This window comes from Psychrobacter sp. Ps6 (assembly GCF_022129235.1).
Lineage (GTDB): Bacteria > Pseudomonadota > Gammaproteobacteria > Pseudomonadales > Moraxellaceae > Psychrobacter.
Window position 1 is genome coordinate 161,201 of the sequence record NZ_JADQAI010000007.1, and the last position, 13,334, is coordinate 174,534.

Sequence of the window (13,334 nt, forward strand, 5' to 3'; positions counted from 1 at the left end):
TCATGATAAGACGTGTTACCATAACTGGCAGCACGTTTTATTGTTTTAATTAGTGAGATATTTTTTAGGCTATTGAAAGCCTACATTCTGCCCAAACATCTAGTTATGTTCTGCTGCAATCCTATTAAGCGGCATCTAATAAGACGACTATTCATAGTTGCTACTCACCTCTCGATTTCTAAATAATTTATCTAAAATAAATAAGGACACCTATCATGAATAAACAAATCATTCAAGAGCGTATCGATACGCTACGCAAAACGCTAGTGGCTCAAGACCTCACTGCGATCATCGTGCCCTCTGCTGATCCACATCTGTCTGAGTATTTGCCAGAGTATTGGCAAACCCGTCAGTGGCTATCAGGATTTACGGGTTCAGTAGGGACGCTTGTCGTGACTGCTGATTTTGCTGGTCTATGGACGGATAGCCGTTATTGGGTACACGCAGCTGAGCAGCTAGAGGGTACGGGTATCACTTTGGAGAAGCTAGCGCCTGGTCAACCAAATCATATCGATTGGCTGGCCGAGCATTTGCAAGAAGGAGATAGCGTGGCAGTTGATGGCAATGTGCTCTCTATCGCTGAGCAAGATCGACTATTGAATGCATTTGATGCCAATGACATTACCTTAATCACTGAACGCGATATATTGACGAGCGTTTGGACAGATCGTCCAGCACTGCCTAATGCTAAATTGTATGCACACGATGAGCAGTTTCTTGCGCAGCCTGCGACTTCAAAACTTGCGGCAGTACGCGCAGGCATGAAGGATGCTGGCGCAACCCATCATCTACTCTCAAGCTTAGATGACATCGCTTGGCTGACGAACTTGCGCGGTGCTGATGTTGATTACAACCCAGTGTTCTTAGCACATATGTTGATTGATACAGACAGCGCAACGTTATTTGTTGATACCGATAAAGTGAGCGAAGATATTGCCCAAAGTCTAAAAGACAGCGGTATCACATTGGCTGATTACTCTGCGGTACAAGATGCATTGAGTTCGTTAACACCGGAAGATTTGTTATTATTAGACCCAAGTAAAATCGCAGTCGGCACTTTGTCCAAAATGGCAGATGATGTTGGCTTTATTGAGCAGATGGCACCGAGTACACTGCTTAAATCTGTCAAGTCTGACTCAGATATTGATCATGTGCGTGAGGCAATGCGTCAAGACGGCGCGGCTTTAGCGGAGTTCTTTTCTGAGTTTGAGCAGCGTCTAGCAGCAGGCGAGCGCCTAAGTGAGCTGGATGTAGATAGTATGCTGATAGAGGTGCGTAGCCGTCAGCCGCATTATGTATCGCCAAGCTTCCCAACCATCGCTGGTTTCAATGAAAATGGGGCATTGCCGCATTACCGCGCAACCCCAGAGAAGTTTAGCTATCTTGATGTGGCTGAGGGTGAAGGTGGTTTACTACTCATTGACTCAGGCGCTCAGTATCAAAACGGTACGACAGATATCACCCGCGTGGTCGGTATTGGACAAGTTACCGCTGAGCACAAACGCGACTTTACGACCGTACTCAAAGCCCATATTGCACTTGCCTGTGCTCATTTCCCTGATGGTATCGCCTCCCCATTGATTGATGCGATCTGCCGCGCACCATTGTGGCAGGCTCAGATGGACTATGGCCACGGTACTGGTCACGGTGTTGGGTATTTCTTAAACGTGCATGAAGGTCCACAAGTGATCGCTTATAGCGCCAGTACACCAAAAGAGCGTGCGATGAAAGTCGGTATGATTTCAAGTAATGAGCCAGGTTTGTACCGCGAGGGCAAATGGGGTATCCGTATCGAAAACTTGGTCGTGAATACACCAGTTGCCAATCCTACTGAGACAGAGTTTGGTCAATTCTTACACTTTGAAACCATTACTTATTGCCCAATCGACACGCGTTTGATCGAGCCATCACTACTGGATCAAGTCGAAATTGATTGGTTAAATAGCTATCATAGCCAAGTATATGCTGAGCTAAATGATCGCGTAGAAGGTGCCGCCCTTGAGTGGTTGACTGAACGTACCAAAGCCATCTAGTACCCAGCTCAAAACATTAACTAAAAGTACTAAAAAGCCCCGTAAATTATTTACGGGGCATTTTAATGTTTGTGCTGCAAGGCTTTTTAGAAAATAGGGGTTGTTGCCGTTAGTGAATATTTTTCTTAGCCGCGTTTTCAGTAGTAGCTGACGTATTTTGCTCGCTGAAATGCTGAGTCATCTCAGCACGTAGCCAAGATTTCAGATTTTCAGACATGAGCATCATTTGCTCACTCAAGTAGTCGTCGATTTGGTTTTCAAGCTCACGAATTAACGTTTGATCCGCCGGATCCAGCTCACTGTCTTCTAATACCAAGTTGATGGCTGCACTGGAGTTATTATTAATGTCTTTGAGATTATGATTGACCAGCGCATTAGTTTGATCGCTTATGGTTTTGCTATCAGCGTTTTTATGATCGCTAGTCTTACTCTCATTATCGGCTACTTCAGAGTCAGTTTTTTTAATTTCTGAATTGTCATCAGTATCGTTATCTGTGACGCCTTTATCAGAGATGGTTTTTTCATCCATACTGCTTTTGTCGGCTGCTAGCTGCTCATTTTTTTCTTGTTCTTTTTGAGCTGTCTCTGCTTGTTCACGTCGCGTAGCTTCTGCTTTGCGCGCAGTTTCTTCGGCCTCTTTTTTCTGTTCTTCTTCTAACTGTTGCTTTTCAGCTGCCGCGCGTTCTTGTTCTTGTTTGTCTATGATTGCCTTAGCGATGGCTTGCTCGGCATTATAGTTGTCATACAGCTCGTCCACATGGGTATCTAAGTCATGTGTATGAAAAGTGAAGCTTTCAAATACGGTATCTGCTTGCAGTAGGGTGGTGATATCTTTTAGCTCTTGGGTGATTGCGGCGCGTACTGGATCCGGTGCACACGTCCAGCGCTGATAAAACTGATGGGAAAATGAGTAGCTTGACATGGTATCTTCCATAAATGTTCCAAAAATTACCCCTTATCATACGCAAGTACGATAAGGGGCTGCAAGTGGACAAACGTAGCCAAACTGACACCAACGTTACAATGTTCAGACGTATCAAAGTGACAATTCGACAATTTGACAACGCGGTAATGCAAAAACGCGGTATCGCATCGCACGATATGCTTTTGGCTATTAGTGGTTGATAGGCCAGCGTGCAAATATCAAGGATCCATTGGTACCGCCAAAGCCGAAACTGTTGGATACAGCATATTGCAAGTTATCGACTTTACGTGATTGATTGGCCACGTAATCGAGATTGCAGTTGTCTTCTACCTCTTCTAGATTAATCGTTGGTGGCACGTGCTGATGCTGTAGGGCAAGTACGGTAAATATAGCTTCCACGCCGCCCGCTGCACCAAGTAGGTGTCCTGTCATAGATTTGGTTGAGCTCACCAAAATACTGTCTTTCACTGGTGAAAACACGGTTTCGATAGCAATTGATTCAGCGACATCACCTGCAGGTGTACTGGTACCGTGCGCATTGACATAACCGACGCTTGCGGGTTCAATCCCAGCATCATTGAGTGCATTGCGCATGGCTTTTGCAGCGCCGCTACCGTCTTCTGGTGGTGCGGTAATATGACTGGCGTCATCGCTCATGCCAAACCCGACCAGCTCTGCCAGTATGGTGGCACCGCGCGCTTTAGCGTGGGCAAGGCTTTCTAAGACGACCATGCCAGCACCGTCACCAAGTACAAAACCGTCACGGCCTTTATCAAACGGACGTGATGCTTTGGTTGGCTCATCGTTACGCGTTGAGAGAGCATGCATGGCGCTAAATCCTGCTATACCAAGTGGGCTTGAGCCTTTTTCACTACCGCCAGCCAACATCACATCGGCATCACCGTAGGCGATCAAACGCGCTGCAAGACCGATAGCGTGAGTTGCGGTAGTACAGGCCGTTGATGTCGCAAGATTTGGCCCTTTTAAGTTGTGCTTAATCGCGACCAATCCTGCTGCCATATTGACAATAGAGCCTGGGATGATAAAGGGTGAGACTTTGGCAGCCCCTTTTTCGTGTAGGGTATCGCGGCTGTTTTCGATGGTTTGGATACCGCCAATACCTGAACCCAATATAATACCAAAGCGATCTTGATCAACCCCTTGTACTGGCGCATCAGCAGCACTGACTTCATCGATAAGACCAGCGTGCTGTAGTGCCATAGAAGACGCTGCAATCCCGTAGTGTATAAACTCATCATAGCGGCGCGCATCTTTGGCGCTCATGTACTGCTTGGCCTCAAAGTCTTTGATCACACCTGCGATTTGCGCGCGGTAGCCAGTCGCATCAAAATGCGTAATCGGTGAGATACCACTGTCACCATTGAGCAGTTTGGTCCATGAGCTATCAATATCTAGACCAAGCGGTGTAATGGCACCCATACCTGTCACGACCACACGCGTAACATCAGAGCGCTCGTAATGAGGGGGTTTTTGACGCGATTTGTATACAGGAGCTGCGGTCATATTATTGGTGTCATCATTGGTGGCTTGGTCGATAGGTGAAGTGCTGTGTTGGCTCATGCGATATGTCCTATACTTACGGGTCCTAAGAGGATGGCGTTCTTAAAGTTATTATAAAACACATAGGTGCACGTATGTAAACTAAAATCTAACTGGTCAGGCAAAACAAACTTGCCCCAATACCACGCCTTTATTGGCACCAGTTACAGCAGGTAAATTACCAGTTTCACCCATTAGTGTTTGTCTGGCTAACCAAGCAAAAGCGACTGCCTCAACCCATGTTGGTGCCAGCCCTAAATGCTCAGTGGTCATCACTGTAGAGTGGGGCAGATGGGCTCGTAGACGCGTCATCAAATAGTCGTTTAATGCACCGCCACCGCAGACATACACCGAGCTGTTTTTATCATTAGTTGTAAACTTACTGATCTGGGCGCTTGCACTGATGGCGGTTAGCTCAGTCAAAGTGGCTTGTACATCTGCAGATGAGTAGCGGGTATAGACAGAAGTCTGATCGAATGTTTGTAGCTCATCCTGTAGCCAAGCCAAGTTGAAATCTTCGCGGCCAGTACTTTTTGGATGAGATTGAGCAAAAAATGGATGTGCCAAAAGCTGCTGTAATAGCGGTTCAATGATGATTCCAGACTGTGCCCAAGCACCACTCGCATCATAGCTATTATCAGTATGTAGTACTGTCCACGCATCCAATAGTAAGTTTGCAGGTCCAGTATCGTAGCCAACAACCCGATCTTTTCCGTCAGCAGGCAAGACGGTTATATTAGCAATACCGCCCAAATTTAATATCACGCGTGTGTTATCGGATGCGCCAAACAGTGCTTGGTGGAAGGCAGGAACCAATGGCGCACCTTGACCACCGACGGCCATATCACGGCGACGAAAATCACTGACAACGCTAATGCCTGTACGCTCAGCGATGATATTGGCATCGACCAATTGCAAGCTAAAACCCATCTGCGGACGATGGCGTACTGTTTGCCCATGACAGCCAATTGCCAGTACTGATTCTGCATCGATATTTGCTTGCTGTAATAAGGTATTGACTACCTCGCTGGCAAATTCCGCATATTCGCGACTTGCCCAACCAAACCAGTCAAGCTCGCTATTCGGCTCATCGGCCTCTGGTACGAGTTGATTCACACCATTGGGCTGACATAATGCCAGTAGGACCTCACGCAATCGTGGTGGGAAGTCTTGACTATACGTCGCAAGCAGCTGCATTGGCGGTTGGGTGCTGTCTTTATTACTGGTATTTTCGGTATCGCCCATGTCATTATTAAACTGACAAACAACCGCATCCATACCATCCAAGCTAGTGCCTGACATCATGCCGATATATAAGCCGTCATCAAAGCTTTCAAACACCGTTTGCTCAAGCGCATCGGTCAGTGTGGCATAGTTCGAATTATCGGAGGTCAAATCATCAATATCGTCTGAGCTATTATCCAAACCATTATTCATAAGCAAGTCTGCGAGGGCATTATGGTCAGTATCAGCAATCGATGCGGGGTTGGTCATGGCAATTTACCTTAAAAAACGCTAGTATATCCGTCAAATTCTAGCATTTTTTCCAACCTTTTGAGCTTCTAAACGTCATAAGGTGTTGAGCCAGTAACTGTCATTTATAAAAATCCTAATTAAAGCGACATATAGAGAGAACCATGACCAATCAAACTTATACCCTAGAAGAACAGCTGGCCCTTATTCAGCGCGGCACGCAAGAGATTTTATCTGAAGACGACTTAGTCGCTAAGCTAAAGCTAAATCGTCCACTACGTATCAAGGCAGGCTTTGATCCGACCGCGCCTGATCTGCATTTAGGTCATACGGTACTGATCAATAAGCTTAAGCATTTTCAAGATTTGGGTCATGAGATTTATTTTCTAATCGGTGACTATACCGCTAAAATTGGTGACCCTTCTGGCAAAAACAGCACGCGTCCGCCATTGACTGATGAGCAAATTAAAGCCAATGCTACGACCTATGCTGAGCAAGTATTCAAAATCTTGGACAAAGAAAAAACCCGCGTGGTCTTTAACTCTGAGTGGTTTAAAGACATGAGCGCCGCCGATATGATTCAGCTTGCGAGCCAGCAGACGGTCTCGCGTATGCTTGAGCGCGATGACTTCTCGAAACGCTATGCCTCGCAAACGCCTATCTCAATTCATGAGTTTCTCTACCCGTTAGTGCAAGGCTATGATTCTATCGCGCTAAAAGCGGATGTTGAGCTTGGCGGTACGGATCAAACCTTCAACTTGTTGATGGGTCGCACATTGCAAGGACGCTATGACCAAGAGCAACAAGTTTGTATTACGGTGCCGATCTTAGAAGGACTGGACGGTGTCAATAAAATGTCCAAATCACTCGGCAACTATGTCGCCATCTATGATGCGCCAGGCACCATGTACCAAAAAATTCTATCGATGCCAGATACCTTGATCCATCGCTACTTTGAGTTTTTAAGCTTTAAGCCAATGGAAGAAGTGGAAGGCTTAATGCGTGAGATGGAAGACGGGCGTAACCCACAAGAAATCAAACGTGTCCTAGCCGAAGAGCTAATCGAGCGTTTCCATGATGCTGATGCGGCTGCAAATGCGCACAAATCAGCGGGTAACGTCTTAGCAGATGGTGAGTTGCCAGTGGATTTGCCAGAAGTGACATTGACGCTTGAGGACGGTCAAGAGGCCTTGTTTATCACACAGATATTAAACCAAGCAGGTTTGACTAAAAATAGTGCAGCGGCTAAAGACATGATTAAGCGCAACGCGGTCAAAGTCGATGGCGAAGAGGTCAATGCTGGCTTTAGCTTAAGCTCAGGTCAAACGGTTGTGATTCAAGCAGGCAAGAAAGCCTATGCAAAAGTGACGGTTGCTTAAGTGATTGCTCAATCTGTCATAGCGAGTAAATAACCAAGCATAAAGAGTAAACTGTAATAATGACAAATCAAGCTACCATAACCCAAGGCATCTATCGCCATTACAAAGGTAACCTTTACCAAGTGTTACATATCGCGCAGCATTCAGAGACTGAAGAGTCGCTCGTGGTCTATCGTTGTCTGTACGGTGAGTACGGCGTGTGGGTACGCCCACTTGCGATGTTTGCTGAGACGGTCACCGTTGATGGCAAAGAGATTCCAAGGTTTGAATTGATTCAACCCTTAAACGATTAGTGCTTAATAACGATCAAACATTAATTTCAGAAAATAAAAAAACGACCCGTTGAGGTCGTTTTTTTATTATATATATAGACAGTCAATTAGCTATTCAAAAAGGCAATCAATGTTTTATTAAACTCTTCGCTATGGGTTACATTGATACCGTGTGGACCACCTTCAACGACATGCAGTTTACTGTCTGCAATCATATCGTGAGAGCGTTCACCGCTTGCTTCAAACGGAACGATTTGATCCGCATCACCATGTATGACTAAGGTTGGTACATCAAACGCTTTTAAGTCATCGCGGAAGTCGGTATAGCTAAACGATTTGACGCAATCAAAGGTTGCTTTAGCAGAAGCGAAAGCAGCGATATCGCGGTTGTATAAGCGCATAGGCTTACTGACCAGCGACTTACCGTCTTTTGGCGTAAAGAAATTCTTGGTGAAGTCGTTTAAAAAGTTAATACGATCATCGCTGACGCCATCCAAGAACCCTTGAATATCTGCTTCTTCAAGACCGCCATCAGGGTTGTCATCTGCCTTAAACAGGTACGGCGGAACAGCAGAGGCAAGTACCGCTTTGCTGACACGCTCTGAGCCGTATTTACCCAAATAGCGAGCCACTTCGCCGCCGCCCATAGAAAATCCAACGATAGTCGCATCTTGTAAATCGAGCGCTTCCATTAGACCTTTTAAATCTTGAGCTAGGGTATCGTAATCATAGCCATTCCATGGTTTGGACGATTGACCGAAGCCGCGTCTATCATAGGTAATGACTTGATAGCCAGCTTCGACTAGCGCAGGCAGCTGCGCTTCCCAAGCGCGTCCACTAAGTGGCCAGCCATGAATGAGTACGACAGGTTTGCCAGTACCTTGGGTTTCGTAATAGAGTTCGACCGGTTGATCGTCTTGTGTTGCAACGGTAGCGTAGGGCATGATCTTATCCTTTTGATATTATTATATTCATATATTTTTATGTTGATGCTTGTCAGTAACTACTATTCGCAGTGATTGGCATCAGTTTTTTAGTATAGAATCAGCCCAAGTTAATTACTATGACAGGTTGTAAAGTTATAGTAGTAATTATAAAGTGGTTGTGTAAAATCCTAGTCAATCTTGTAGAAATTCTTTTAGTATCTTATGAAATTGCAATGGCTCATCTATTGGCACGGCATGTCCTGAGCGTGGCAGAATAACGTCACGAGCATTGGGTAGCATACGTGTGATTTCTTGCTGCCATTTGGGGTCATAGAGTTTTGATTGTCCACCAATGAGACTGACCACTGGGATGGTGACGTTCGCTATACCTGCACGAAAATCGTAAGGTATCGCCAAATATGCTTGCAGGCAGCGCATTTTATGTTGCCATGTTTGGTGATTATAAAATGCCAGCTTATGATCGTTTTGATGAGTAAGTGCTTGTACGACAGCTTTCGAGCGTGGACGGCTGACAGAGAGTAAAGAAAACAATCTTTCGACATCGGTCACATGGCGTTTGAGAGAAAACGGCAAGTGCGTAAAGTGTTCAACTTGCGCATAGGGTAGTGTCCTATCGACAATGTCTTGAAACACAGCAAACATCTCTTTTTGCCGATCCCCAAACAGTCCGCCTTGCCAATCTGGTTGATTGTGAATCACAGGGCTTTGATCGATATTCAGATAGCGACTCACCCGTGATGAACTAAAACGTTCAAAATAAGACCACATCACCAATGCACCCATAGAAATCGCGGCCACAGGTAACGACTCTATCTGCCGTTCAAGACAGACATGCTCAATTACCGCATCGATATCATCAGCGTACTGATGCACGAAATCAAACTGCGTCAACTCAATATTTTTTGCCGCACCAAAACCTCGAAAATGTGGCAAGTAAAATTCATATTTACCCATTAGTGGCAGTATAAAAGGCAAAAACTCACGTGCATCCATGCCATAAGCATGCATCATCATGACGGGTTTACCATTCCCAATGACAGACACGGGTAGCGCCGTACCATCAGCTGTCTTTATGTCAATTGTTCGTAATTGATATGATGTGAGTAGAGAAAGAAGGGGCCTTTTCATAGAATGACATCACTTTTGGTTATCAAGCCATCTTTTAATTTTTCGGGACATATCGCTACAAAATGGGCTTTACCGCGAATAAAAGGCTGCTATATTGAAGCAGTCATCTGACCATAGCATAGAATTTGACTAATGGTAAAAGCAGTAGCGATCACTGATAAGGATAGAAGGGTATGAGCAAATCGATATTTTCGTCATTGGATAGTAGCTTGTATCCACAAGTCTGGGAGCAACAGACATTTATCAGTCCACAAGCGCTTTTATTATCGATGCTAAATAATGAGGTTACGGTAGATGCCAATAGCTATTCCAAGCGACTACTGGCGAACGATATTTATCAAGAATGGATCAATGCCACGGTGTTTGGACGGTATCTGCATCGCAACTTTACCGCGTTTTATCAACAAACAGAAGACAGTTTTAATGTAGAAATGCCTGCCTTGTTTCGTCAAGAGCTGACCCGTCATGCGCAGTATATGCCATTAGATCAGGTACTGTTCTTTGCAGGAGAGATGCCCAAAGTGGTACGACAAACAAAGCTACTCACCACCACCGTAAATCCAGCCACGGCAATCATTAACGCGCAAAAAGTGGCGACCCATCAGGTTTCTCATTCAAAGATGATTGTTAATCAAATCACCATCGTCGGTAAGCAAGTATTAGGGTTTCCGATACGTCATAATAAGCGCACTAGCGAGCGCTTACGCAATGAAGTATTGATTATGGACTTTCAGGACTTGCGCTTGGTCAATGAGGTCACGATTGAGGACATAAAAAAAAGCAATATAGAGACATCTATATTGCTTCGGTCTTACGAGTTACGCTGATTGTTAAATAGATGCGCTTTTAACTGTCTTTTTTAGCCACCGTCAGACCGTTATAGGTTTGTGCGACTGGCATCACTTCCAAACGATTGACATTGATATGCGCAGGCGATTCAATCAACCACAATAATATATCGCCGATATCTTCACCTGTCATGGTCTTAAAGCCATCATAGACTTTAGCCGCTTTGTCATCATCACCATGATAGCGCACGTTTGAAAACTCAGTACCCGCAACTACGCCCGGTTCAATATTGGTCACACGCACCTGCGTACCGATAAGATCAGCACGTAGATTTAGGCTAAATTGTTTGACAAAGGCTTTGGTTGCGCCGTACACATTGCCACCAAAGTATGGCCAGCTACCAGCAATCGAGCCGACATTGATGACATATCCGCTATCGCGCTCAACCATTGCTGGCAAGACGGCATGAGTCAATGCCATTAGACCTTTAACATTGGTATCCGTCATGCGCATCCAATCATCGAGACTGGCTTTGTGGGCAGGCTCTGTACCGAGTGCCAATCCTGCATTATTGACCAAGACATCAATCTGTTTAAAGTCATCAGGCAAGTCAGCAATGATTTGCGGGATAGAATCCGTATCGCTCACATCCATCACCACAGGCAAAAACGCATCACCCAAAGTATCTGCCAAAGCATTTAGCTTATTGATACGTCTAGCGCACCCAACCACGCGATGACCATTCGCAACCAAACGCTCTGCCAGCGCTTTACCAAAACCTGCGCTTGCTCCTGTAATCAATACGTTCATGATTTGTCCTTATTGTTGATGCTGCATGTTTCTATCATAACCTTGATGACGGCTTTTTTATCCTAATGCAACTTATCTATTTGATAATTGCTTACCAAAAATCTTATCACCAGCATCGCCTAGACCTGGAATGATGTAACCATGCTCATCTAAATGGCTATCTAATGCAGCGGTATAGATAGTCACGTCAGGATGTGCTTCATTGACCAAGCGTACGCCTTCAGGTGCAGCCACGAGTACCAATGCTTTAATATTCGTACAGCCGTTTTTCTTTAGCATCTCGATGGTCGCAACCATTGAGCCGCCCGTGGCTAGCATTGGGTCAATGATAAGCGCAGGACGTTTATCCATGTGGCTAACAAATTTTTCAAAGAAAGGGACTGGCTGTAAGGTTTCTTCATCGCGCTGTAGACCGACTACAGAAATCTTAGCAGTAGGGATCAAGTCGAGCACCCCGTCAAGCATGCCAATACCTGCGCGTAGAATCGGTACGATAGTTGCCGTTTTACCAATGATTTGCTCACCAGTGATTTCGCCACACCAGCCTTGCATTGGGAAGGTTTCAATTTCAAAATCGCGGCTTGCTTCATAAGCCATCAAGCGCGCAAGCTCTTTGGTTAATGTACGAAATTTATAAGTACTACAGTCTTTTTCGCGCATGAGGCTGAGTTTATGACGGACTAGTGGATGATCGATTACCGTAATTTTTAAATCGCTGTTTAAGTCACTCATAGAATCTCTCTCGGTTTCTTGTCTGATGCTTGCGCAGTTACTGCGGTTGCTATTAGTATAAAAGATACAAACACTTACCGCACTTTAACCATATCTTTAGCTCATAAATAGTAAAGTTAAACTCTTCATAATCAAGCTAATAAACTACTCTATGACAGTGCTCATTTATCGCCATGACAATATTTGCGTTCACAGCTGCCATCAAAGCCTAAGCAATTCAGGCTAAGTAAAATGATATTGCGCTATTTGAGTCAACTGATTGAACCGACTAAGTTTGACTATATAACGTGATTATGAGTGAGGTAGTGTTTAGACTTGCTATGATACCAAAAAAACTGCTTTTCTGATGAAGAATATCATGACTATAAAAACACCAAGCACCCAAAAAACTGCTGATACTGAATCGAAATTGTCTGATAGCAAAGCCACAGAGGTTGAAAACCACCCCTTTGAGCCTGTCTTACCGGCCAATGCCACGGTCATGATGATGGGCACTTTTCCACCGACGGCTGATAAGTGGGCAATGAGCTTTCATTATCCCAATTTTTACAATGATATGTGGCGTATCTATGGCGGAGTATTCTTCGATGACGCTGACTACTTTAGAGTAGGCGATGAGAAGCGCTTTGACCCTGAACGCATTCGAGATTTTATGTTTGAACGTGGCATTGCTTCTTGTCCGACAGTCAAGCAAGCTATTCGAGAGACTGGCAATGCTTCGGATAAAAATCTAACGGTAGTCACACCCGTTAATTTAGATATTATCTTGCCGCAAGTACAAAAAGTGAAGACCTTATTTACCACGGGCGGTAAAGCGACAGAGGTACTGCTAGGGTTATTAGACGAGCCAATTGCCAAATCAAAGCATCCAAAAACCAATCAAAGGATGGATTACCCTTATCAGTGGCAAAACGATGAACAAACTACTGAAGTTAATAATTTGACCTTATATAGATTACCATCGACCTCACGTGCCTATCCGTTATCGTTGGATAAGAAAGTCGCTGCATATAAGGCGTTTTTTGAGAGGGTGGGTAAGTTGTAATATAAAAGATAATTCTTTATAGATGGATGTTAGAAATAGAGAAGCTTATGCAGTCAGTAAAACCCGATAATATATCTGGCAGGTCGATTGTTCAGAGCGCATCTCCAACTACCCATCAATTATCTTAAATTATTAAATATCTAACCTATTGAAAAAATTACCATTTTTACATTCTGCTAAAATAATTCCAAAAACATTAATAAAACAGGTTGACACAAAAATTAAACCCTCTATAATACGC

The 13,334-nt window shown here is 44.6% G+C and carries 12 protein-coding genes; 5 read left to right on the forward strand and 7 right to left on the reverse strand.

Features of this window, described 5'->3' with window-relative positions:
• Positions 1 to 215: 215 nt before the first annotated feature.
• Positions 216 to 2,033 (forward strand): aminopeptidase P family protein, encoded by a 1,818-nt coding sequence (locus I3255_RS09855; RefSeq protein ID WP_238038672.1) that lies wholly within the window; start codon positions 216 to 218, stop codon positions 2,031 to 2,033.
• Positions 2,034 to 2,142: 109 nt separating this feature from the next.
• On the opposite strand, the gene I3255_RS09860 is transcribed toward I3255_RS09855, so the two are convergent.
• The 3 genes from I3255_RS09860 to I3255_RS09870 all read right to left on the reverse strand — a co-directional run bounded on the left by I3255_RS09860 (position 2,143) and on the right by I3255_RS09870 (position 6,012).
• Entirely contained in the window at positions 2,143 to 2,967 is an 825-nt protein-coding gene (locus I3255_RS09860; RefSeq protein ID WP_238038673.1) for a hypothetical protein, read from the reverse strand.
• Between the two features lie 180 nt (positions 2,968 to 3,147).
• Positions 3,148 to 4,482 carry a beta-ketoacyl-ACP synthase II gene (gene fabF, locus I3255_RS09865; RefSeq protein ID WP_238038691.1) on the reverse strand — a complete coding sequence of 445 codons (1,335 nt, stop codon included), beginning with the start codon at positions 4,480 to 4,482 and terminating at the stop codon, positions 3,148 to 3,150.
• A gap of 153 nt (positions 4,483 to 4,635) precedes the next feature.
• The gene (locus tag I3255_RS09870) at positions 4,636 to 6,012 is read right to left on the reverse strand and encodes an anhydro-N-acetylmuramic acid kinase (protein ID WP_238038674.1); all 1,377 of its coding nucleotides are present in this window, start codon (positions 6,010 to 6,012) and stop codon (positions 4,636 to 4,638) included.
• A gap of 143 nt (positions 6,013 to 6,155) precedes the next feature.
• Between I3255_RS09870 and tyrS the strand changes: the two genes are divergently transcribed.
• Together tyrS and I3255_RS09880 are read left to right on the forward strand one after the other, a co-directional pair.
• Entirely contained in the window at positions 6,156 to 7,370 is a 1,215-nt protein-coding gene (gene tyrS, locus I3255_RS09875; protein WP_238038675.1) for a tyrosine--tRNA ligase, read from the forward strand.
• A gap of 59 nt (positions 7,371 to 7,429) precedes the next feature.
• Complete coding sequence (locus I3255_RS09880) at positions 7,430 to 7,663, forward strand: DUF1653 domain-containing protein (protein WP_238038676.1); 234 nt, start codon at positions 7,430 to 7,432, stop codon at positions 7,661 to 7,663.
• Between the two features lie 86 nt (positions 7,664 to 7,749).
• Here I3255_RS09880 and I3255_RS09885 read toward each other — a convergent pair whose 3' ends face one another.
• On the reverse strand, positions 7,750 to 8,586 hold the full coding sequence (locus tag I3255_RS09885) for an alpha/beta hydrolase (RefSeq protein ID WP_238038677.1): 837 nt from the start codon (positions 8,584 to 8,586) through the stop codon (positions 7,750 to 7,752).
• Between the two features lie 174 nt (positions 8,587 to 8,760).
• Entirely contained in the window at positions 8,761 to 9,717 is a 957-nt protein-coding gene (locus I3255_RS09890; RefSeq protein WP_238038678.1) for an alpha/beta hydrolase, read from the reverse strand.
• 173 nt (positions 9,718 to 9,890) lie between these two features.
• Here I3255_RS09890 and I3255_RS09895 point away from each other — a divergent pair, with 173 nt between their 5' ends.
• Positions 9,891 to 10,544, forward strand: a complete 654-nt coding sequence (locus I3255_RS09895; RefSeq protein ID WP_238038679.1) for a hypothetical protein — start codon at positions 9,891 to 9,893, stop codon at positions 10,542 to 10,544.
• Positions 10,545 to 10,563: 19 nt separating this feature from the next.
• On the opposite strand, the gene I3255_RS09900 is transcribed toward I3255_RS09895, so the two are convergent.
• Both I3255_RS09900 and upp read right to left on the reverse strand, forming a co-directional pair.
• Positions 10,564 to 11,316, reverse strand: a complete 753-nt coding sequence (locus I3255_RS09900; RefSeq protein WP_238038680.1) for an SDR family NAD(P)-dependent oxidoreductase — start codon at positions 11,314 to 11,316, stop codon at positions 10,564 to 10,566.
• A gap of 72 nt (positions 11,317 to 11,388) precedes the next feature.
• Positions 11,389 to 12,048 carry a uracil phosphoribosyltransferase gene (gene upp, locus I3255_RS09905; protein WP_201600324.1) on the reverse strand — a complete coding sequence of 220 codons (660 nt, stop codon included), beginning with the start codon at positions 12,046 to 12,048 and terminating at the stop codon, positions 11,389 to 11,391.
• Between the two features lie 358 nt (positions 12,049 to 12,406).
• Here upp and I3255_RS09910 point away from each other — a divergent pair, with 358 nt between their 5' ends.
• Positions 12,407 to 13,093, forward strand: a complete 687-nt coding sequence (locus I3255_RS09910) for a DNA glycosylase (RefSeq protein ID WP_238038681.1) — start codon at positions 12,407 to 12,409, stop codon at positions 13,091 to 13,093.
• The last annotated feature ends 241 nt before the right edge of the window (positions 13,094 to 13,334 follow it).

What these genes read in the sequence shown, in the direction of transcription:
- I3255_RS09855 (WP_238038672.1), top strand. Translation starts at nt 216, where the DNA reads ATGAATAAACAAATCATTCAAGAGCGTATCGATACGCTACGCAAAACG.
- I3255_RS09860 (WP_238038673.1), bottom strand. Translation starts at nt 2,967, where the DNA reads ATGGAAGATACCATGTCAAGCTACTCATTTTCCCATCAGTTTTATCAG.
- fabF (WP_238038691.1), bottom strand. Translation starts at nt 4,482, where the DNA reads ATGACCGCAGCTCCTGTATACAAATCGCGTCAAAAACCCCCTCATTAC.
- I3255_RS09870 (WP_238038674.1), bottom strand. Translation starts at nt 6,012, where the DNA reads ATGACCAACCCCGCATCGATTGCTGATACTGACCATAATGCCCTCGCA.
- tyrS (WP_238038675.1), top strand. Translation starts at nt 6,156, where the DNA reads ATGACCAATCAAACTTATACCCTAGAAGAACAGCTGGCCCTTATTCAG.
- I3255_RS09880 (WP_238038676.1), top strand. Translation starts at nt 7,430, where the DNA reads ATGACAAATCAAGCTACCATAACCCAAGGCATCTATCGCCATTACAAA.
- I3255_RS09885 (WP_238038677.1), bottom strand. Translation starts at nt 8,586, where the DNA reads ATGCCCTACGCTACCGTTGCAACACAAGACGATCAACCGGTCGAACTC.
- I3255_RS09890 (WP_238038678.1), bottom strand. Translation starts at nt 9,717, where the DNA reads ATGAAAAGGCCCCTTCTTTCTCTACTCACATCATATCAATTACGAACA.
- I3255_RS09895 (WP_238038679.1), top strand. Translation starts at nt 9,891, where the DNA reads ATGAGCAAATCGATATTTTCGTCATTGGATAGTAGCTTGTATCCACAA.
- I3255_RS09900 (WP_238038680.1), bottom strand. Translation starts at nt 11,316, where the DNA reads ATGAACGTATTGATTACAGGAGCAAGCGCAGGTTTTGGTAAAGCGCTG.
- upp (WP_201600324.1), bottom strand. Translation starts at nt 12,048, where the DNA reads ATGAGTGACTTAAACAGCGATTTAAAAATTACGGTAATCGATCATCCA.
- I3255_RS09910 (WP_238038681.1), top strand. Translation starts at nt 12,407, where the DNA reads ATGACTATAAAAACACCAAGCACCCAAAAAACTGCTGATACTGAATCG.